This window comes from Flavobacterium sp. AC274, assembly GCF_979258275.1.
The window spans coordinates 710084-732206 of sequence record NZ_OZ409852.1 but is presented as its reverse complement, the minus strand read 5'-3'; the positions used below and the strand labels follow the sequence as shown (position 1 = coordinate 732206).

The following is a 22123-nucleotide window of genomic DNA, read 5'->3' as shown; positions in this document are numbered from 1 at the left end:
TCGAAAATTCTTTCAAATGATTTTCACAATACCGCATAAAAAAAGCTGCATTAAATGCAGCTTTAGTATAATAACATTGAAATCGGAATTTCTTAATTTGTTTTCATTGGCGGTAAATCGAATGCGATTGAATCGTGCTCGAAGTTGTTACGGTGTCCTCCATCGCAGAAAGGTTTGTTTGCAGATAATCCACAACGACAAAGCCCTAATGCCGATCTTCCTTGTAGTCCGTAAACTGTTCCTTCTGAATCCATGATTTCGAATTCGCCTTCTATTTTTATAGATCCGTTTTTATTGATGATTAATTTTGTCTTGCTCATAAAATTGTCTTTGTTTTTTCAGGGCAAAGGTTGCAAAATAAATCCTGAAGATTTTAATTGAGATGCTAGTTTAAACTGGTTCTATTTTATGGAGGTTTTATCGCGGAGATTTTTATGGATTGGGCTGAAATAATCGCGCAAAGACGCTAAGTCGCAAAGGTTTATTTTTGAATAGATTAAAATCCATCCCTACAATGCCCAGAGCCGAAGGCTCTCTCGAAAAAGTTCCGAAGGAACGATTTATTTTGTAGGGCTGGACTTCAGTCCAGTCTAAATAACGCAAGAAATTCCGCAAAGAATGTCGTCAATCTTTGTCGAGCTGCTCGCGAAGATTTCTCGTTCCTCGAAATGACAAACTGTACGATTAATCATTAGCTTCAAATTAAACTCTGCGACTTTGCGAGATTAAAAATTCTCCGCGAATCTCAGCGCAATAACAAAATCTCAATTCTATTGCTTATTTTTGCACTCAATAAAATTGAGTTATGATACAGAATCCAAAGAGATATACTATTACGGCGGCATTGCCTTACACCAACGGACCTATTCACATTGGGCATTTGGCGGGGGTTTACGTGCCTGCAGATATATATTCGAGATACTTGCGTTTGCAGGGAAAAGACGTTGCGTTTATTTGCGGAAGCGATGAACATGGGGTTGCAATTTCGATGAAAGCCAAAAAAGAAGGAGTTACGCCACAAGAAGTTATTGATAAATATGACGGAATTATCAGAAAATCATTTGCTGATTTCGGAATTTCGTTTGATAATTATTCTCGTACTTCGGCTAAAATTCATCATGATACGGCTCAGGAATTCTTTAAAAAACTATATGATAACGGTGATTTTATTGAAGAAGTAACCGAACAATTGTACGATGCCAAAGCAAATCAGTTTTTGGCAGATCGTTTTGTTGTGGGAACTTGCCCTAGATGTGGTAACGATGGAGCTTACGGAGATCAGTGCGAAAATTGCGGATCGACTTTGAATGCTACGGATTTGATTAATCCAAAATCGACAATTACGGGAGAAACGCCAATTTTGAAAGCAACAAAACACTGGTTTTTACCTTTGGACAGATATACTGATTTCCTTACTGAATGGATTTTGGTTGGACATAAAAACGACTGGAAACCGAATGTTTACGGACAAGTAAAATCATGGGTTGATGGCGGATTGGAACCTCGTGCGGTAACACGTGACCTTGATTGGGGAATTGATGTTCCGGTTGAAGGTGCCGAAGGAAAAAAATTATATGTTTGGTTTGATGCGCCTATCGGGTATATTTCGTCTACGAAAGAATGGGCAGCGCGCGAAGGAAAAGACTGGGAACCATATTGGAAAGATGAAGACACGAAACTGGTTCACTTTATTGGGAAAGACAATATTGTTTTTCACTGTATCATTTTCCCTGCGATGCTTAAAGCCGAAGGAAGCTATATTTTGCCGGACAATGTGCCTGCAAATGAATTTTTGAATTTGGAAGGGAACAAACTTTCGACTTCTAAAAACTGGGCAGTTTGGTTGCATGAATATTTAGAAGAATTTCCGGAGAAACAAGACGTTTTGCGTTATGCATTAACTTCAAACGCTCCAGAAACTAAGGATAATGATTTTACATGGAAAGATTTCCAGGCGAGAAATAACAATGAATTGGTTGCTATTTTCGGGAATTTCATTAATCGTGTGGTTGTTTTAACTAACAAATATTACGATGGTTTTATTCCGACACCAAATGAATTTACAGAAGTTGACGAAGCCGCTTTAGCAGAATTAAAAGCATATCCAGCTGTGATTTCTAGTTCGGTTGAGCGTTACAGATTCCGTGAAGCTTTGGGCGAATTAATGAATGTTGCCCGTTTGGGAAATAAGTATCTTGCTGATGAAGAGCCTTGGAAAGTAATGAAAGACAATCCGGAGCGTGTAAAAACTCAAATGTATGTGGCGTTGCAAATTGCTGCCGCTTTGAGCATTTTGGCTGAACCGTTTTTACCTTTTACTGCGGCTAAATTGTCAAGAATTCTTAAAAATGAAGGCAAATTAAAATGGAATGACGTTACTGAAAATTCAGAATTGATTCCGGAAGGGCACCAAATTGGTGAAGCTGAATTATTATTCGCAAAAATCGAAGACGAAGAAATACAAAAACAAATAGATAAATTGGAAGCTACAAAAACTGCAAATCTTGCCGAAAACAAACAAGCGGAACCTCAAAAAGAATTGATTCAATATGAGGATTTTGCCAAAATGGATTTACGCGTAGGAACCATCATTGAAGCAGAAAAAATGCCGAAAGCCAACAAACTTTTGGTTCTAAAAATTGATACTGGAATCGATGTTCGTACGATAGTTTCCGGAATTGCCGAAAGCTTTTCGCCAGAAGAAATTATTGGTAAACGTGTTACGGTTTTAGCCAACTTAGCGCCAAGAGCTTTACGCGGTGTTGAAAGTCAGGGAATGATCTTAATGACAACAAACGCCGAAGGAAAATTAGTATTTGTAAATCCAGATACTGATGCACCTAATGGAGAAACGATAAATTAATCCTTTCATTATTTCTTGTATTCGTTGTCCTGCAAGGTTTTTTTCAACCTTGTAGGTCTTTAAATATATTGTCATACCTACAAGGTTGAAAAAAACCTTGCAGGATAAAATAAGTGTATTTTTCTTACATATTTAGTTTTTAATTGTACATTTGTTTTGCAAACATTATTACCAAGGGGAAATCCTAAACTTATTAAGTTAACATAAGCGTATACCACGTCATGGTGAAGGGAACGGGAAACCGCCTAAAATTATTCCTTGGAATGTTTGCACACCTTAAGCGTGGTATTCGTGTATCTAATATTTTCTAATATGCAAACAGAAAATGAAAAAACATCAAAACCTGATGTAATGCGTGCAATGGCAAAATTTCTATCAGACCTTTGGTTTGAAGATGATTTTAGGGATCAACCGGAACATTTGTCCGAAATTTTCGAGACAATTCTACTAACAGAAATGGGCGATCAACAGGATCTTCGAATCAAAATGATAAGTTCCATCAGAACAAGTAAATTGCTGGCCGAAACAATTGGTTCTTTTTCTGATTTGGAAATTAAAAATGCCTGCACCAGAATCATGAATGCATAATACCACTCAAAAACAAGTTTGATCCTAAAAGTATAATTATTATTACCAATCAAGAATTGAAAATTTTCAATTTGTGCCGTTAGGCACTAAATATTGGTAGAAAATATCATTTGAAGAGACAAAGCGTGCCGTAGGTACGCCACATTTATATCTATTTCGTACCTACGGCACTCCAACGAACTTCGAAACTGATTTTTTCTACCAATATTTAGTGCCTAACGGCACATTTTAAATCTTGATTGGAAGTAATAATTAAACAGAATCAGTTTTCTTTTTTGTAAAAGAAAAAAATAAGATCTTCGCCAAAAATTTAAGTGCTTTAACAATGTTTAAAAAAATACTTTTTACCTCTCTGTTTTTAACCTATTTAACTTCTTTTTCTCAAGAAGTAGTTCACTCTACTCCTGTTTTATTAAAGAATAATCGTGATGTTTTTCAAACCGTTGACAATGACAAAAAAGAAGTTACTTTATTTATTAGTGACAAAATAAAAGTTAAGGCATTTCTGTTAAACGATTTATTACAAATCACAGACAGTATTTCTACAGAAAGACCAGATAGAAAGAAATTTTCAAATATCATTGGTTACAATACCAATAATTCTAATGTTAGATTATTTTGGTCATCGAAAGATCGAAACTTGGTTTTTACACAATTATTTGATTTTAAAACCCGAAAAGTAACGACTGAACAAACTACATTGTTTGCTAATAATGAAGAAGTATTACAAAATTTTAGTTCAAAAAATAGATTTTATATTTTAAGTCTTGTAAAACAAAGTAACATTCTTAAACTTCATGTTTTTGATCAGGATGGCGACCATGAAACAAGAATAATTGATTTCAAAAATTATCGATTCTACAAACGTGATAATACCAAAACAGATCTTTATGGTATTTTCGAAGAAAGTTTACTGCCTTTTGAAAATTCATTTTCACTTCAAAATATCACTACCGAAAATCCAACCTCTATAACAGACGGAGCCAAAAAAAGAAAGTGTTATTTTGATGAAAACCAATTAACTATAACATTGGATTCAAATATCGATTTTACCCAAATCTATACAATCGATCTCAAAACTTATGCTGTAACAGAAAAAGTGATTCAAAAACCTCTTATTATGGGCGGTGTTTTGCGTACCAGTATGAATTCTAATTCTTTTCTAATCGATAATAAGCTTTATCAGATAAAAACCGCTCCTGATCAGTTTTATTTTACCATAAAAGACCTTGCCGGAAATGTATTAAAAGAATTCAACGTTACAACGGATACGCCTATTGATTTTAAAAACTCAGAAATTAGTGTAGTAGGCAGTGATTTTGGAGGAACACGAGTTTTAGAAACCAGCTCTCAATTTATTAGAAAAATAAGCAAGTTAAGTCCCGGGATTTCGTGCTACCATATTGGAGAAAATACTTTGATCACTCTTGGAAGCACTTCTGAAGTTAAGCAAGCAGCGTCTCCAATGTATCTAGGCGGCGGACTCATTGGAGTAGGACTTAGCGTGGCAGCGGGCGGCATAATGGGTTATTATAATTCGACTCTGAGTAATTTTAACTCTTATTCTAATAGAAAAGTGGTAAAAATAGATTGTCTTTTTGACAAGGATAATAATCATGTAAAATCTGAACTGCAGCCTTTAGCATTCGACAAAATCAGAACTTTCTTTGATACGTATACAGATGTTTCATCTCAAACTTTATTTAAAATGCAGAACAACTATTATTTAGGTTATTATGATAATAAAATAAAGGAATATGTTATTAGACGATATGCTGATTAAGCTTTAGAATAATTCAGAGTTGAAAGTGCAATTTTTCGTAAGACACATTTATCTCTCTCGATTTATATTTCTTTTTCAAATAAAAAAAATCAGGATATTTGCTATAATATGAAAATCACCAAACCAAGATTAGCCTTAATAGGCGGAATACTTTGTATTTCAATCTTCCCAATATTAGTAAAACTGAAACTAGCGCCAGGATTAATATCGGCTTTTTACAGAATGTTTTTTGCTGTTACTTTGCTTTTGCCTTATGTACTTTTAACGAAGAACTTTAAAATTCCGAATACAAAATTCCTGCTTTTAGCAGCACTTTGCGGTATTTTATTTGCCTCAGATGTTGCCGTTTGGAATATCGCCATTCAGGAATCAAGCGCGACTCAGGCTTCGTTGCTGACGAATTTATCTCCGCTTTGGGTTGGAATTGGTTCTTTCTTCTTTTTGAAAATAAGACCTGCAACTAATTTCTGGATCGGAACCGTAGTTTCTTTATTTGGAATGATCACTTTGGTAGGTTTTAGCTTTTTTATGGAACTGAATTTTGATCAGGCGTTTTTGTTCGCAGTTTTATCCGGAATTTTATATTCGATTTATCTTTTGGTGAGCAAAAATGTACTTTCGCAAGTTGATGTTTTATCGTTTATGACGATTAGTTTATTGGCTTCAAGCCTTTATTTAGGAATATTATGTCTTGCTTTGAACGAACCTTTTACAGGATTTTCAAACACGGGCTGGTTTGTTTTGCTGTTGCAGGCTGTAATTTGTCAATTGTGCGCCTGGCTTTCTATAAGTTACGCGACACAACACATGCGCGCGACGAGAGTCTCGTTGAGTTTATTGAGTCAGGCTGTAATTACTTCAATATTAGCTTGGTTGTTTTTGGAAGAACAAATAACTTTACAAATGGTTTTTGGCGGGATAATTTTGCTTTTCGGAATTAGAATTACGTTTTACGATAAAACAATTTCATTGAAAAGACTGTTTTCTAAGAATTAGGAATGAGAAATAGCACGTGGATGACACGGGTTTAACGGATTTACGCAGATTGATTTTAAAATAATTCGTGAATTTGAAGCAAAAATAGTTTCACGCAGATTGAGCAGATTATTTTTAATCTTTAAATCATTTAATCTGTGCTAAAAATTTGAGAAAATTCGTGAATTCGTGGCGAAAAAACCTGAAACAAAGAAAACCTGAAACTAAAAAAACAAACATCTTTATGTTACATAAAAACAAAATACCAAACTTAAAAGTAATCGCATTTGATGCTGATGATACTTTATTTGTAAACGAACCTTATTTTCAGGAAACTGAACACAAATTTTGCGCTTTGATGGAAGATTATCTTTCTCATCAGGGAATTTCGCAGGAATTATTTAAAATTGAAATCGCCAATTTGCCTTTATACGGTTACGGAATCAAAGGTTATATTTTGTCGATGATTGAAGCGGCGATGAATATTTCGAATAATACAATTCCGGTGGAAGTCATTGCAAAAATCATTCAATACGGAAAAGAACTATTAGAAAAACCTATTGAACTTCTGGATGGTATTGAAGAAACTTTACAGTCTTTGCACGGAAAATACAAGTTGGTTGTAGCTACAAAAGGCGACTTAAAAGACCAACACAGTAAATTACACCGTTCTGGTTTAGGACATTATTTTCACCACATCGAGGTAATGTCAGACAAGCAAACTGTAGATTACGAAAAATTACTTGGACGTTTAGAAATTCAGTCGAATGAATTTTTAATGATCGGAAATTCATTAAAATCAGATGTATTGCCTGTTTTAGAAATTGGCGGTTATGCGGTTCACATTCCTTTTCATACGACTTGGGAACATGAAAAAATCAATCACAAAGTAGAGCACGAACATTTTAGTTCATTCGAGAAAATTTCTGAAGTGCTCCATAATTTATTATAATGAAAACACTTTTAGATTTAGAAAATTGGAATAGAAAAGAACATTTTGCCCATTTTAGTAAAATGGAAGAACCTTTTTTGGCGCCACTGTACAAATTGATTGTACAAAAGCCTATCAAATGGCAAAAAGCCTAAACAGTTCTTTTTTTATTTATTATTTGCATAAAACACTAGTTGCTGTAAATACAATCGAAAATTTTAGATACCGAATTTCCGATGACAAAATTTACATTAATGATCGTATCGATGCATCAGCGACTATTGGTCGTGAAGATGGTACTTTTGGATTTTCACTGATCGAATATAATCCGGATTTTGAGGTTTTCAAACAAAATGCTTTGGCAGAAATCGAGCGTATTCAAAACACAACAGGGCTTTTTACAAGATCGTTTGATGACGATAATGCCATACATTTCTCGGCAATTCCGTGGTTGAATTTTACTTCACTTTCTCACGCAAGAAGTTATACTTATCCGGATAGCTGCCCTAAAATTTCTTTTGGAAAAATGATTACTTCAGAAACCGGAAAAAGAACAATTGCTATGTCTGTTCATGTCCATCACGGTTTAATGGATGGTTTGCACGTTGGACAATTTGTAGATTTATTTCAGGATTTGATGAATAATTAAACAGAAATGCTTCTGTGCCCTATTGTAGTGTAAAAATGACCTCTTAAGGATAATTTTTCCTACAAATAATTGTTGGTTTGCGAAAATTTTTAAATCACAAACAACAATGAAAAAAATTGTAACTATTGTTGCATTAACAATAGGTTTAATAAACCTACATGCACAAACGGAAACAAAAAGCAATGAAACTAACTATAACAAATGGTCTATAGAGGTAGCTGGCGGTCTTAACAAACCACAGCGTCCGTTTTCAGCGAAACAGTATTATACTAATATTCCGAGTCCTTTTGTAGTTGATCTGGGAGCGAGGTATATGTTCAACAACAAATTTGGTTTAAAAGCTGATATCGGATACGATAGTTTTACAGATGGTAAAAATTCAGCAAGCTTCAAGTCAAATTATTATAGAGCCGATTTGCAAGCTGTAGCCAATTTAGGCCGAATCATGAATTTTGAAACCTGGACCAAAACAATTGGTCTGTTAGGTCATACTGGTTTTGGGATGAGTGTGTTAGAAAACAAAAACATGCCTTTTAATGATAAAATGGTCAACTTCATCGCAGGTGTTACAGCACAGGTTAGATTAACGGACAGATTAGCGTTAACAGGTGATTTTTCTACCATTTTGAATGCTAGCCAGGATGCAACATTTGATGGAGTTTATCGTAATAATGAGGAAAGAGGATTCTCTGGAATTATTTTTAACGGAACTGTAGGTTTAAATATTTACTTAGGAAAACAAAATCAGCATGCTGACTGGGTTGTGGTTTCTGATAATGCAGATCTTACAGCATTGGAAAACAAAATAGCTGATCTTGAAGCTTTGGTAAATAAAATCCCGGAGCAAAAACCACAAGTTATTGTAGAAAAACCAATAACTACGACAATTGTAAGCGACAAAGATCCTATGAAAGAAATGATCAATGACAAATATTACAGCGTTTACTTTGACTTTAATAAATCTACTCCAATAGAAAATTCAACTGCTGCAATTGATGTTGTTTTAACTTATTTGAGAAAAAATCCTTCTACATCACTTGATATTATTGGATATGCTGATCAGGTTGGCAGTGTAGAGTACAATGAAAAATTATCAAGCTTAAGAGCTAATAATGTAAAAACCATTTTTGAAAAAGCAGGCATTTCATCTTCAAGATTAAATGTTGTTTCGGCAGGAGCTGACACATCTATTCAAAAAGATTATGAAGAAGCAAATAGATTAGCAAGAAGAGTTACTTTCAAAGTGAAATAATTTTTTAATAAAAATATTTAAGCCCTAAAGAAATTTTCTTTAGGGCTTTTTTTATGTTTAAAATTACCACAATTGATCTATCTTTATATATCGTTTTAAAACTTTATAGAGAGAAAATCCCGAAGCAACCAATTAAAATTGGAATGATTTTTGTCTCACAAAAATTTATGAAAAAACTTTTACTTCTATCGCTACTAATCTCAAAATCAGTTCTGTTTGGTCAAACAGTATTGGCTTCTTTTCCTTTAGACTTAAAAAAAACAACTGAAGAAAGTCAGGTTCTCAATGTAGAGAATACGCAAACACATGATGTTTTTGTTTTTGCAGCAACAACAGAAAATGTTACCATTTTAAAATACAATAGTGCCTTATTTTTAAATGAACAATTTACTTTTCCAAAAACAAATCTGGAAAACAGATCGTTAGTTGGCTATAGTTTTGGAGAAGATGGAAATCCAAATTTATATTGGGCGTTAGAAGATTTTAAAACTATAATCATCGTAAAGTATTATTTAGAAACTAAAACGCAGAAAATGCTTCAGTTTAGTTTTCCGTTTTCAACACATGATATTTTAAACCTTTTTCAGGAAAACAATGCCTTTTATATTCTTTCAAAAGAAAGAAATGTACAGGCTTTAACTCTTTACACCTTTAAAAACGGAACAGCAGAAGAAAAAGTATTTGATTTTTCTACTTATAAGTTTCAGAATAAAAACACTCAATTTGTCACTTTTAATAGAATTGTTGATGAAGATCCTATCGAAAAAATTGACGTAAAAGAATTTGTGCCTTTGGATAAAAGTTCAAAAAAGAGCAAAGCCTATTTATTTGGTGATCATCTGATTTTAACTTTCGATTATAATCCAAAAAAACACAGGTTTTTGATTTGGATATTGAAAAACATACAATCAGCGAAAAATCTTTTATACAACCAGGTATTGATAATGCAAACAAAAGCAATTCATTTCTTAACGATAATAAACTATATCAAATAAGTTTGAACAAGTATGGATTTGCAATTGATGTAAAAGATTTTAACTCTGGAAGTACATTAAAAGAAATTAAAGTGTTGAAGAATGACACGATTAAATTTAAAAATTCCCCATTATTTGTACAAACAGATGGGCGAACACCTTCAGAATTAAGGAAAACAAGTCAGTTTTTAAACCAATTGTATTTCTTAAATGTTGGATTATCTGCTTTTAAAAACCAAAGAAACACACTGCTTACAATAGGCGGATCTCCAAAAGAAGAAGATTATTCCAGTTTTTATTATAATGGTGATTTTCCACAAATCGATCACGCCAGAACGGTTTATTTTGAAAGTATACTGAATAATAGTCTTGAATTTATACAAGAACCTCAGCTGCCTTTGGCAATTGATAACATTTACTACTTTTTGAGCACTCAGAAAAGAATCGCTTTTCAAAATATATTTAAATTTAAAGATTATTCTATTTTAGGATATTACGACAATGCAACAAAACAGTATGTGATGCGCAAGTTTACGGATGGATTTATGGAGCCGGAAATCACAAATCCGATTATCAATAAGGCCATTTTTTCCAGGGATTTTCCTTTAGAAAAACCTTAAACTTATTGAGAATTAATCCAAATGCCTTTGGTTTGGCACTTTCAAAAAATCGTTTTGGATTATTTTTTTAACTTTACCAAAAAGACACATATTATGCTATCAAAAAATATTGAAACGGCTTTAAACAAGCAAATTCGCATAGAGGCAGAATCTTCGCAAACTTACCTTTCTATGGCTTGTTGGGCTGAAGTACACGGATTAGAGGGAATTGCTCAATTTATGTACACACAATCAGACGAAGAACGCGCACACATGTTAAAACTGGTAAAGTATGTTAACGAACGTGGCGGACATGCACAGATTACAGACCTAAAAGCACCTAAAACTTCTTATTCTACTTTTAAGGAGATGTTTGAGGCACTTTATAACCATGAAATTTTTGTTTCAGAATCTATCAACGAATTGGTACACATCACTTTTGAAGAAAAAGATTATGCAACTCACAATTTCTTACAATGGTACGTAGCAGAACAAATTGAGGAAGAAGCCACAGCTAAATCTATTTTAGATAAAATCAACTTAATTGGTGATGATAAAGGCGGACTTTACTTATTTGATCGTGATATTCAGCAATTAACGGTTACAAGCTCAATCGCTATTAACCCAAAATAAAAAAGTTAAAGTTTATTTAGAATACTTAAAAATAACTTTTATTCTTTTATATTTGTCACTGTTTAATAATACAGAGACAAATTGAGCAAGAAAGAAAAAGATAAGGACAAGAAAAAGGATAAAAAGAAAAAGAAGAAAAAAGATATCCTTGAAAAACTTAAAAAGTTAGAAAACTGTAAGTCATCTTGTTGTGAGAAATACAAAAAGAGCGAGAACAAACGCTGCTCACGCTGTCCTATGTTTGATTTATTAAAAAAGACTGCTTAAACTATATCATAAAAAACCCACCAATTGGTGGGTTTTTAGTTTTAAATTGCAGTCATCTTAAAGTCTCAAATTTTAATTATGGAAAACCCGATTACTATACCAAAATCCAGTCTTGATTTTTTAACTCAACTTAAAGAAAACAATAATAAGCCCTGGTTTGAAGCAAATAAACCCAATTACTTAAACGAATTAAACCATATTGAGAATTTTGCCGGAGCTTTGCTTCAGGAACTTTCTAAAACTGATGTATTAGAAACTGCTTCGGGCAAAAAAAGTGTGTACCGAATTTATCGTGATATTCGATTTGCCAAAGATAAAACGCCTTTTAAAACTTTTTGGGGAGGCAGCTTTACCCGTGCAACAAATGCCAGACGTGGCGGCTATTATTTTCATCTGGAAAAAGGAAACAGTTTTTTTGCCGGCGGATTCTGGGGGCCAAATGCCACAGACTTAAAACGTATAAGAAGCGAATTTGCCCACGATCCCGAACCATTTCGAAAAATATTAAAATCAAAAGCCTTTGTCAGCACTTTTGGGACTTTACAGGGCGAACAGCTTAAAACTTCTCCAAAAGGTTTTGATGCCGATCATGAAGCAATTGATTTATTGCGTTACAAACAGTTTTTGATCATAAAACGTTTTACAGATGATGAAGTTTTGAGTCCAAAATTTTTAGAGCAAGCTTTAGAAACATGTCAAAACATGAGACCTTTTTTCGATTATATGAGCGAAGTACTTACTACGGATATAAACGGCGGTTCTATTTTATAGTTTACAAACGGCAAACCCGACATGTTTCAAAACTGTCGGGTTAAATATCAAATCTGCTAAACTTTATTTACTAAGCAACAAAATCTCACTTACAACAACTTCGGTTACATATCTTTTTTCTCCGTTTTTGTCATAACTTCTGTGGGTCAATTTTCCCTCAATCGCAACTTCTTTGCCTTTTACAACATACTTTTCAATAATCTCGGCCGTTTTTCCCCAGGCGGTTACACGGTGCCATTCGGTTTGTTCTACTTTTTCACCTTTATCATTTGTGTATTTGTCGTTTGTGGCAATAGTTACATGAGCTAATTTTCTACCGTTTTCTAATGTTTTAATCTCCGGATCGTTTCCTACGTTACCAATTAATTGTACTCTGTTTTTCATTGCATTCATGGCGTATAATTTTTAAATGTTCATATAAGGAATTCGTTTATCAAATTCAACGATGCAAAGATGTGACAGCATGCAAAATTTATTCGGTTACAAAGTATTTACTTTCGGTTGTAACTATTTGTAAGCGTTTGTAAGTGGAAATATTTTTTTGTATATTTCACAGAAATCTTACTATATGCAGGCGCAAATCAATAAAGTTGAGTTAAGAAATTTAGAATTAGACGATTATAAACAATTGAAAAATTCAATGGTAGAATCGTATCCGGAAATGGCCAATTCCTACTGGAGATCTGATGATATAAAAAAATTACTCTCAATATTTCCTGAAGGTCAATTAGTTATTTTAGTTGACGGCATAGTTGTAGGCTCTGCCCTATCTTTAATTGTCGATGAAAAACTAGTTGACAAAAGACACAATTACAAACAAATTATTGGCGACTATACTTTTTCTACCCATAATCCGGATGGGGAAATTTTGTACGGTATAGACGTTTTTATCCACCCACATTATCGCGGTTTGCGTTTGGGGCGTCGTTTATATGATGCAAGAAAGGAACTTTGCGAACAATTAAACTTAAAAGCGATTGTTTTTGCAGGAAGAATTCCTAACTACAGTCAACACGCTAAAAAATTTACTCCAAAAGTTTATATTGATAAAGTAAAACACAAAGAATTACACGATCCTGTACTTTCTTTTCAGCTGAGTAATGATTTTCACGTTTTGCGAATCATCAAAAATTATCTGGAAGGAGATGAAGAATCAAAGGAATTTGCGGTTCTTTTAGAATGGAATAATGTTTATTATGACGAAAGTCCAAAATTGATTAATCTTGAAAAAAGTGTTATTCGTTTAGGATTAATCCAATGGCAAATGCGTCAGCTTAACAATGTTGAAGAGTTTTTCGAGCAATCAGAATTTTTCATTGATGTTGTTTCTGGCTATGGTGCCGATTTTGCTTTATTTCCTGAGCTTTTCATTGCCCCTTTAATGGCAGATTACAATCATTTGTCTGAAGCAGAAGCTATTCGGGAACTTGCCCGTTATTCTGACCCAATAAGAAAGCGTTTTCAGGAATTTGCGATTTCATACAACATCAATATTATCACGGGAAGCATGCCTTACCTCGACAACGGTAATTTATACAACGTTGGTTTTTTATGCAAAAGAGACGGAACTTCAGAAATGTATACCAAAATTCACGTTACGCCAAACGAAGTGCAACATTGGGGAATGAAAGGCGGATCGCACTTTCAGACCTTTGATACTGATTGTGGCAAAATTGGAATTTTAATTTGTTATGATGTTGAGTTTCCGGAGCTTTCAAGAATTATGGCCAATGAAGGAATGAATATTTTGTTTGTCCCATTTTTAACAGATACTCAAAACGCCTACACGCGAGTAAAACATTGTTCGCAAGCGCGTGCCATAGAAAATGAATGTTATGTTGCCATTGCCGGCTGTGTTGGTAATTTGCCAAAAGTAAATAATATGGATATTCAATATGCGCAGGCCTCTGTTTTTACGCCTTCAGATTTTGCTTTTCCAAGTAACGGAATCAAAGCCGAAGCAACTCCAAATACTGAAATGACCCTAATTGTTGACGTTGATTTAAATTTACTAAAACAGCTTCACGAGCACGGCAGCGTTCGAATTTTGAAAGACAGAAGGCATGATTTATACGAAATTAAAAAAATCGATCAATGAAAACCTGTCTTGAATGTTCAGAAAAAATTGTAGGCCGCGAAGACAAGAAATTTTGTTCAGACAATTGCCGAAATGCCTATAATAATAAAATAAATAAGGATAGTAATAATTTCATGCGGAATGTAAACAATAAGTTACGCAAAAATTACCGTATTTTGTCCGAGCTAAACACAGAAGGGAAATCAAAAGCAACAAGAGATAAAATGATTAATAAGGGTTTTGATTTTGATTTCTTTACCAATATTTTGCAGACTAAAACCGGAAATACCTATTATTTCCTGTATGACCAGGGATATCGCTCTCTGGAAAATGATTATTTTATGCTCGTTAAAAAAGAAATTTAGTATATATTCAATATGAGAAAAAACCCGACTTCAATACTTGCTTTTGTATGCGTTTTAGCAATTTTAGGTATTATATACGCCACAATGATGCCTCAATGGGTTTCTAAAAACGAAGAAGCCCTTGCTGAATTTTCTACAGAAAGAGCTTTCAATCAGGTTAAAATTATTGCTCAAAAACCACATTATGTTGGTTCAACAAATCATGAACTTGTTGCTAATTACCTAAAACTCGAACTCAACCGAATTGGTTTAGAAACTTCAATTCAGGAAGGATTTACACTAAATGATAAAGGGCTTTTGGTAAAATCTAAAAATATTCTGGCCCGCATAAAAGGGACCAACAACTCAAAAGCACTTTTATTACTTTCTCATTATGACAGTGCTCCGCATTCTTTTTCAAAAGGAGCGAGCGATGACGCATCTGGAGTTGCGACAATTCTGGAAGGAATCCGTGCTTTTTTATATTCTAAAAATCCACAGAAAAACGACATAATTATTCTTTTTTCAGATGCTGAGGAATTAGGTTTAAACGGTGCAGCGCTTTTTGTCAATCAGCATCCGTGGGCAAAAGATGTTGGTCTGGTTCTAAATTTTGAAGCCCGGGGTTCTTCAGGACCAAGTTATATGCTGATGGAAACCAACAAAGGAAATCAGGCTCTTGTACAAGAATTTTCAAATGCAAAAGCAAAATATCCCGTTTCAAATTCGCTGATGTATAGCATTTATAAAATGCTGCCAAACGATACTGATCTGACTGTTTTTAGAGAACAGGGAAACATTCAGGGTTTTAATTTTGCTTTTATCGACGGCCATTATAATTATCATACACAACAAGATGATATCCAACATTTAAACAAAACAACTTTATCTCATCAGGGGACTTATTTAATGCCCTTATTAAAATACTTCTCAAATATTGATTTAAACTCTACTCAAACTACAGAAGACAACGTATATTTTAGTGTTCCTTTCGGATTCATAAATTATCCATTTGCATGGGTATTTCCAATGTCCTTAATTGCTTTAGGATTACTAATTCTTTTTATTTTTATAGGAAAAGCAAAACGCGTTATTACTTTCAGAGAAATTTTCAGGGGTTTTGTTCCTTTAATTGGTTCTATAGTTATTGCCGGTTTGGTAACTTTTCTGGGCTGGAAAATAATATTAGAGGCTTATCCGCAATATTCAGATTTGCTAAACGGTTTTACTTATAACGGCCATGCTTACATTGGAGCTTTTGTAACACTTACTATTGCCATTTGTTTTGCTTTCTATAACCGTTTTTCGGAAGCAAAAATTACAATGAACCATTTTGTAGCGCCTTTATTGCTTTGGATCATTATCAATCTTTTTTTAGCCAACAGTTTAACCGGGGCAGGTTTCCTTATTATTCCAGTTTATTTTGGAATCCTTTTATTCGGAATATTTGTAATCACACAACATTATAGCTTAGGTCTAAACTTATTATTTAGTATTCCCGCATTGGCAATTGTGGCGCCTTTTATCATCATGTTCCCAATTGGCTTAGGTCTAAAAATACTTTTTGGAAGTGCCATACTAACCGTTTTACTTTTCGGTTTATTACTTCCCATATTTGGTTCTTTTTTAGAAAAGGTGTCTGGGCGATATTATTTTTTATTACCTCGATCGCTTTCTTCGTTTATGCCGGTTATAACTCAGGATATGAGTACGGAAAAGCAAAATCTAACAGTTTATTATATGTTTACAACGCCAATACAGATTCGGCAGTCTGGACAACTTATGATGTAAATCTTGATGAATGGACTAAAACTTATTTAGGAGAAAAAAATCAAAAAGCGGTAGGTTTAAACGGTTTGCCATTAGCCAGCAAATACAATTCTACTTTTACTTATAGCGCCATTGCGCCAAATATTGCCATTTCAAAACCAACTATTGAGTTCTTAAAAGACAGCGTAGTGGGCAATAACAGGTATTTAAAAATAAAAATAACGCCAAACAGAAAAGTCAATCGTTACGATATTTACGCCAATCCAAAAATGACTTTTTATAATTTTAAGGCAAATGGCGTTTCAACTTCCGGTCAAAAAGGAAATCGTTTAGAACGAGATGACATGAAAATTCTATGCTATTATGTTGTTGGCAATGAGCCTTTGGTTATGGATTTCTACATCAATAAATCATCTCTGTTTGATATGGATTTAATTGAGAGTTCTTTTGATTTAATGACCAATCCGCTGTTGAATGTAAAACCAAGAAGTGACTGGATGATGCCAACACCTTTTGTATTGAACGATGCTATTTTAATTCAGCAAAAAATTGAAAGATATACAGCGCCTCTAAACGTTCCTATTGAAACCGCACCGGTAAAAGACAGCACAATAATTGCAAAAGATACGCTAAAACAGGTTGTTAAGTCTGAATAAAGCAAAGTATAAATAACAATAAAAAGGCAAACTTAAATTTAAGTTTGCCTTTTTATTTAACAAGCACATTCAATTTTTAAACCTGCTGTTTTACCATTTGTACCTTCTGTTGCATAACCGTCAACCTTCCACCACTCTATTCCGCCAATTAATTCTTTTACTTTAAAACCAAGTTTTGCCATATTCAATGCGCCTTTTGTTGATGCATTACAGCCAATTCCGTCACAATAGGTTACATACAAAACTTCTTTATCGAGATGTTTTGTACTTTCGATTGTCATTTCGCGATGCGGAATATTAATCGCTGTCGGAATATGTTCTGCCTGATATCCAAAAGGCTTTCTGGTATCAATAACGACTACTTTTTCTCCATTATTTAAAGCATCAAACAAATCCGAAGGATCCATTTCAAAGGCCAGTTTATTTTCATAATGTTTAATTTGTGTTTCCATTTTTTTAGTTTTAATGATTAGTTTTTTCAAAAGTAGTCCAACATTATATTCCATAAAAACGAAAAGAATTCATCCATTTCATTACTTTTTTTCATACAAAAGCCAGATTAAAATTTTGTTACTTTGTATACTAATTCTCTAAAAATGGAAATACGTCATTTACGATTGATAAAAGCGATTGTTGAAGAAGGAAGTATCACCAAAGCAATTGAAAAACTTCATTTAACGCAATCGGCATTAAGTCACCAACTTAAAGAAGCCGAATACCAATTGGGTACGCCTATTTTTTTAGAATGAATAGAAAACTGGTTTTAACCAAAGCCGGTGAAAAAATGTACGGGATTGCCAATGAAATTCTCGATAAACTTTCGCAAACCGAATCTCAAATCAAACAAATGGTTTTTGGAGAGCACGGCGAAATCAGGATTAGTACCGAATGTTTTTCAAGTTATCACTGGCTGCCTTCGGTTTTAAAGCAATTTCATTTGCTGTATCCAAATGTTGAATTGAAGATTGTTACCGAAGCCACCCATATTCCGCTGCAAAAATTACTGGATAACACCATTGATATCGCCATTATAAGCGACCAGATCAATGATAACAACATCAAATATCTGGAACTTTTTCAGGATGAAGTTGTTATGGCAGTTTCTGAAAACCATGCCTGGGCAAATAAAAAATACGTTGTTGCCGAAGATTTTATCGACGAACATTTACTGATTCATTCCCTTCCGATGGAAACGGTTACAATTCATCAGTTTGTTTTGGCTCCAGCCAAAGTAACTCCCAAAAAAATTACAGCAATTCCATTAACCGAAGCTTCACTCGAAATGGTAAAAGCCGATATGGGCGTTATGTCGATGGCAAAATGGGCACTTCTTCCACATTTAAAAAACAATCCCATAAAAGCCATTAAAATTGGCAAAAACGGCCTAAAAAGAAAACACTTTATAGCAATCAGGCAAAATCAGATTTATCCTGACTATTTTCATCATTTTATTACCTTTTTACAAACCGAAATTAATATTCAATGAAATATTCCATAAGAAATTGCGAGCTTTCAGATTTACCAAAACTTGTTATTTTATGCCAAAAACATGCTGAATACGAAAAAGCCGATTATTCTTCTGAAGGAAAAGAAGACGGTTTAAAAAAGATTTTATTTGCTTCAGAACCAAATCACTTTTGTTTAGTAGTTGCCACAGAAAATGACATTGTAGGTTATGCAACTTATAATTTTATGCATTCAACCTGGGATGCTGCAGCTATTATACACATGGATTGTTTATTTTTAGAAGAAGAAGCCAGAAACTACGGTATTGGAGAGGTATTAATCAACAAACTAAAAGAAATTGGGAAAGCAAAAAACTGCATTAACATGCAATGGCGAACACCTCAATTTAACGAAAGAGCTATAAAATTCTACAACCGAATTGGCGCAAAAGGAAAAGAAAAAATCTGTTTCTTTTTAGATTTGTAATAAAAGTGCGCAAATTTTAATCTCGCAAAGTTGCAAAGATAAAAACTAATCAATTTCAATTTTAAGTTTTCAACTTTGAACCTTTGTACCTTTGCAACTCTGAACCTCCAAAAAAATGACTCAAATAAGTATTTTAGGCTGTGGCTGGCTGGGATTGCCTTTGGCAAAAAGCTTAATCGCAAAAAGGCGTTCTGTAAACGGATCAACAACATCTGAAAATAAACTACAGATTTTGAAGAATGCGGGTATAAATCCATTTTTAGTTATGCTTGAAAGCGAAAGTATTTCAGAGACCGTAATTCCGTTTTTAGCCAAAAGCGAAATTTTAATTATTGATATTCCGCCAAAGTTACGCGTAACAAATTCTGATACTTCAGATTCTCAACGAAAGGTTTTTGTGGAAAAAATCAAAACTTTGATTCCGTTTATAGAGCAATCAAACGTAAAAAAGGTACTTTTTGTAAGTTCGACTTCTGTTTATGGAGATGAAAATGATTTAATCACAGAAGAAACAACTCCAAATCCGGAAACAGAAAGTGGCAAACAATTGCTTTTAGCAGAAACTCTTTTGCAAAAAAATAAAAACTTCGAAACAACCATTTTACGTTTCGGCGGATTAATTGGCGAAGATCGTCATCCGGTAAAATTTTTAGCAGGAAAGGAAAATCTCGAAAACCCTGATGCGCCAGTAAATTTAATTCACCAAAACGACTGCATTAACATCATTGAAGAAATCATTCATCAGTCAAAGTGGAATGAAGTTTTCAACGCCGTCGCTCCTTTTCATCCCACAAGGGAGGAATATTATACACAGAAGGCAAAAGAACAGGATTTGGTGTTGCCAAAATTTAGCGTTGAAAAATCGAATATTACAAAGATTGTTTCTAGTGAAAAGATTGAGAATGTTTTAGGTTATAATTTTAAATTAGAAAATTATTGAGTTCTCAATGTCAGGCTGAGCGGAGTCGAAGTCCACGTTCCAATTGGCGCACCCTTCTCCCGAAGCTTCGGGATCGCTCAGCCTGACAATCACAAAAGCAAGAAGCACACAAAACTTAAATTACTTACATAACCTAATGGTTTAAAAACAAAATTCTTATTTTCACTTCGCAAAATAACTTATTTCATGATAAAACATTTCAGGTTTATATTCACTCTCGGCTTTTTCTTATTATCACTCTCTCAATGTTTCAGTCAAACTGATTCAACATTTATACAAGAACAAGAACGTACCGAAAGAATAAAACAGTTTCATGCTGATATTTTAATTAAGGAAAACGGAAATATCATTGTTACCGAAACCATTAAAATTTATGCTGCAGAACAACAAATAGACCACGGTATTTTTCGTGAACTTCCGATGAAAAATTATTCATCAAAGGTTTCCAGAAATAATTTCTATACTATTTTAAATGTTATTAAAAACGAACAAAAAGAACCTTATCATACTGATGTAGATAGCGAAAAATTATCCATTTATATTGGTGATAAAGATTTGTCTTTAAGCGAAGGAACTTATACGTACAAATTGACTTATGAGGTTGAAGCACAAATACATTCTTATAATGACTTTGACGAACTATATTGGAATGTTACAGGAAATTATTGGCAGTTTGACATCGAAAATGTATCGGCCAGAGTAATTTTACCAAAAGGGGCATCAGCCTTGCAAACTCATTGCTATACCGGAATTTTAGGATCAAAAGCAAGCGAATGTATTTCAAAAACTATTGGTAATTCTGTTTATTTTACTTCAAAAAATTTAAAGAAGGAAGAAGGTTTTACTGTAGCAGTAGGATTTCCAAAAGGGATTGTTCATCAGCCTTATTTTTCTCCGCATTATAAAATAGAGGAATTTGTTTCTGTAGAAAAATTACTTTTAGGACTTCTGGCAATTTCTATTTGTTTTGTTTTTTATTATTTTTCATGGAAAACATATGGTAAAGATCCCTTAATTTCTAATGAAAGTAATTCATTATTAGATTTAAAAGAACGTTATTCTGCAACTTCATTGCAATATATAAAAGATAGATACCTTGGTCCAAAAACACTATTGGTTACCATAATAAGTCTCTCAATTAAAGGTGCATTAGAAATTACGGGTAATGGATTGCAAACATGGAAAGATGGCTTTGAGTATTATCTGGTAAAAGGAACAAAACCTGCCAATTTATCAAAGGAAGAAGATGCCGCTTTAGAAGCTTTATTTAAAGGGAATACTACTTTTGCTATCAATTCTAAATCCCATACTGTTTTTAGCGAAGCAGAAACAGCACTGGAAAAATCGCTTAAGGTTCAGTACAATTTAAAAGATTACTTTTTGCACAATGTTAAGCAAATTTTAATTGCATTGGCTATTACAGTTTCAATAATTGCTGGTTACAGTTACTTCACAGCAGGAATCCCTTTAATATTCGTTGTTATTGGTTGTACATGTCTTATGCTTACAGTATTATTGATCATAGCGATTATAAGCTTTTTAAAAAAAGGTGAATTTTCCTTTGCATTCCCCACCATAATCATAACATTTTTTCCGGCGGTTTTTACTTATGCTTCTTTTTTTGCTATCAATATCGACAAAAACTATTCGGCTCTAAATGCAGCGGTTATTTTTTTAATAACTATTGGTTTTACACTCTATCTAAGCCTTATTGGTACTTATACCAAATTGGGCATTGGTATAAAAACTCAAATTGAAAAATTCAAACAACAATTAATAAGTTTTTCGGTAGAACAAAACGCCGATACAATTAGAGTTTACGAAGAAAATCTTCCTTATGCATTTGCATTGGGAATTGACGAAGAATGGAATCTAAAATTTGCTGATGCATTAAAAAATCTAAATTACACAAGCAATTGGATAAAAACCAGCGACGGATCACCCGGTTTTTCTTATCAAACAATAGTTCATTTTAACCATACTTATAATTCGACATCGACAAGTTCGAGCAGTGGAAGTTCCGGAGGTGGAAGTTCTGGCGGAGGTGGCGGTGGCGGTGGAGGCGGCGGCTGGTAAGATAATTTAAAACTTAATTTACTCTCGTCATTTATGGTTTAAA

23 protein-coding genes and 1 pseudogene are annotated in these 22123 nt (G+C 33.6%); 21 read left to right on the top strand and 3 right to left on the bottom strand.

The features are described from left to right. Nucleotides 1-92: 92 nt before the first annotated feature. Entirely contained in the window at nt 93-320 is a 228-nt protein-coding gene (locus ACZZZT_RS03330) for a CDGSH iron-sulfur domain-containing protein (protein WP_059117016.1), read from the bottom strand. A 485-nt stretch (nt 321-805) separates the two neighbouring features. Between ACZZZT_RS03330 and metG the strand changes: the two genes are divergently transcribed. The 12 genes and pseudogenes from metG (at nt 806) to ACZZZT_RS03270 (ending at nt 12285) form a co-directional block, all read left to right on the top strand. Beyond that, nucleotides 806-2863: a methionine--tRNA ligase gene (gene metG / locus ACZZZT_RS03325; protein WP_463459400.1), complete on the top strand. Its 2058-nt coding sequence runs from the start codon at nt 806-808 to the stop codon at nt 2861-2863. Between the two features lie 312 nt (nt 2864-3175). Then, nucleotides 3176-3451: a hypothetical protein gene (locus ACZZZT_RS03320; RefSeq protein ID WP_073394347.1), complete on the top strand. Its 276-nt coding sequence runs from the start codon at nt 3176-3178 to the stop codon at nt 3449-3451. 325 nt (nt 3452-3776) lie between these two features. Further along, entirely contained in the window at nt 3777-5234 is a 1458-nt protein-coding gene (locus ACZZZT_RS03315) for a hypothetical protein (RefSeq protein ID WP_463459399.1), read from the top strand. A gap of 108 nt (nt 5235-5342) precedes the next feature. Next, a complete protein-coding gene (locus tag ACZZZT_RS03310; RefSeq protein WP_463459398.1) occupies nt 5343-6230 on the top strand; it encodes a DMT family transporter in 888 nt (295 codons plus the stop codon). A gap of 223 nt (nt 6231-6453) precedes the next feature. Further along, nucleotides 6454-7161: an HAD family hydrolase gene (locus ACZZZT_RS03305; RefSeq protein WP_302094001.1), complete on the top strand. Its 708-nt coding sequence runs from the start codon at nt 6454-6456 to the stop codon at nt 7159-7161. Then, nucleotides 7161-7789: pseudogene (locus ACZZZT_RS03300) on the top strand (CatA-like O-acetyltransferase). Before ACZZZT_RS03305 ends, ACZZZT_RS03300 begins: the two are co-directional and overlap by 1 nt. A gap of 106 nt (nt 7790-7895) precedes the next feature. Further along, nucleotides 7896-9041, top strand: coding sequence for an OmpA family protein (locus ACZZZT_RS03295; protein WP_463459397.1), 1146 nt, complete (start codon nt 7896-7898; stop codon nt 9039-9041). A gap of 167 nt (nt 9042-9208) precedes the next feature. Then, nucleotides 9209-10036, top strand: a complete 828-nt coding sequence (locus ACZZZT_RS03290) for a hypothetical protein (protein WP_463459396.1) — start codon at nt 9209-9211, stop codon at nt 10034-10036. A 2-nt stretch (nt 10037-10038) separates the two neighbouring features. Continuing rightward, nucleotides 10039-10635: a hypothetical protein gene (locus ACZZZT_RS03285; protein ID WP_463459395.1), complete on the top strand. Its 597-nt coding sequence runs from the start codon at nt 10039-10041 to the stop codon at nt 10633-10635. A gap of 93 nt (nt 10636-10728) precedes the next feature. Next, on the top strand, nt 10729-11247 hold the full coding sequence (locus ACZZZT_RS03280) for a ferritin (protein ID WP_042563550.1): 519 nt from the start codon (nt 10729-10731) through the stop codon (nt 11245-11247). Nucleotides 11248-11328: 81 nt separating this feature from the next. Continuing rightward, complete coding sequence (locus ACZZZT_RS03275; protein WP_042563551.1) at nt 11329-11514, top strand: hypothetical protein; 186 nt, start codon at nt 11329-11331, stop codon at nt 11512-11514. A gap of 78 nt (nt 11515-11592) precedes the next feature. Beyond that, nucleotides 11593-12285 (top strand): DUF2461 domain-containing protein, encoded by a 693-nt coding sequence (locus tag ACZZZT_RS03270; protein ID WP_463459394.1) that lies wholly within the window; start codon nt 11593-11595, stop codon nt 12283-12285. A 63-nt stretch (nt 12286-12348) separates the two neighbouring features. Here ACZZZT_RS03270 and ACZZZT_RS03265 read toward each other — a convergent pair whose 3' ends face one another. Then, nucleotides 12349-12678: a single-stranded DNA-binding protein gene (locus tag ACZZZT_RS03265; protein ID WP_042563553.1), complete on the bottom strand. Its 330-nt coding sequence runs from the start codon at nt 12676-12678 to the stop codon at nt 12349-12351. 175 nt (nt 12679-12853) lie between these two features. Here ACZZZT_RS03265 and ACZZZT_RS03260 point away from each other — a divergent pair, with 175 nt between their 5' ends. From ACZZZT_RS03260 to ACZZZT_RS03245, 4 genes are all read left to right on the top strand, one after another. Next, nucleotides 12854-14383, top strand: a complete 1530-nt coding sequence (locus ACZZZT_RS03260; RefSeq protein ID WP_042563554.1) for a bifunctional GNAT family N-acetyltransferase/carbon-nitrogen hydrolase family protein — start codon at nt 12854-12856, stop codon at nt 14381-14383. Continuing rightward, nucleotides 14380-14727, top strand: coding sequence for a hypothetical protein (locus ACZZZT_RS03255; RefSeq protein ID WP_042563555.1), 348 nt, complete (start codon nt 14380-14382; stop codon nt 14725-14727). The genes ACZZZT_RS03260 and ACZZZT_RS03255 overlap by 4 nt, the downstream gene beginning before the upstream one ends. Before the next feature lie 12 nt (nt 14728-14739). Continuing rightward, nucleotides 14740-16497, top strand: coding sequence for a M28 family peptidase (locus tag ACZZZT_RS03250; protein ID WP_463459393.1), 1758 nt, complete (start codon nt 14740-14742; stop codon nt 16495-16497). 65 nt (nt 16498-16562) lie between these two features. Beyond that, nucleotides 16563-17132 (top strand): hypothetical protein, encoded by a 570-nt coding sequence (locus ACZZZT_RS03245; RefSeq protein WP_463459392.1) that lies wholly within the window; start codon nt 16563-16565, stop codon nt 17130-17132. Between the two features lie 56 nt (nt 17133-17188). Here the strand turns inward: ACZZZT_RS03245 and ACZZZT_RS03240 are convergent, their stop codons facing one another. Next, complete coding sequence (locus tag ACZZZT_RS03240) at nt 17189-17584, bottom strand: rhodanese-like domain-containing protein (RefSeq protein ID WP_463459391.1); 396 nt, start codon at nt 17582-17584, stop codon at nt 17189-17191. 144 nt (nt 17585-17728) lie between these two features. On the opposite strand from ACZZZT_RS03240, the gene ACZZZT_RS03235 reads away from it, so the two are divergent. The 5 genes from ACZZZT_RS03235 to ACZZZT_RS03215 all read left to right on the top strand — a co-directional run bounded on the left by ACZZZT_RS03235 (nt 17729) and on the right by ACZZZT_RS03215 (nt 22080). Next, the gene (locus ACZZZT_RS03235) at nt 17729-17881 is read left to right on the top strand and encodes a LysR family transcriptional regulator (RefSeq protein WP_243396771.1); all 153 of its coding nucleotides are present in this window, start codon (nt 17729-17731) and stop codon (nt 17879-17881) included. After that, the gene (locus tag ACZZZT_RS03230; RefSeq protein ID WP_463459390.1) at nt 17878-18618 is read left to right on the top strand and encodes a LysR substrate-binding domain-containing protein; all 741 of its coding nucleotides are present in this window, start codon (nt 17878-17880) and stop codon (nt 18616-18618) included. Before ACZZZT_RS03235 ends, ACZZZT_RS03230 begins: the two co-directional genes overlap by 4 nt. After that, nucleotides 18615-19064 (top strand): N-acetyltransferase family protein, encoded by a 450-nt coding sequence (locus tag ACZZZT_RS03225; RefSeq protein WP_463459389.1) that lies wholly within the window; start codon nt 18615-18617, stop codon nt 19062-19064. Before ACZZZT_RS03230 ends, ACZZZT_RS03225 begins: the two co-directional genes overlap by 4 nt. A gap of 115 nt (nt 19065-19179) precedes the next feature. Further along, nucleotides 19180-20004 (top strand): SDR family oxidoreductase, encoded by an 825-nt coding sequence (locus ACZZZT_RS03220; protein ID WP_463459388.1) that lies wholly within the window; start codon nt 19180-19182, stop codon nt 20002-20004. 186 nt (nt 20005-20190) lie between these two features. After that, on the top strand, nt 20191-22080 hold the full coding sequence (locus ACZZZT_RS03215) for a DUF2207 domain-containing protein (RefSeq protein ID WP_463459387.1): 1890 nt from the start codon (nt 20191-20193) through the stop codon (nt 22078-22080). Nucleotides 22081-22123: the final 43 nt, after the last annotated feature.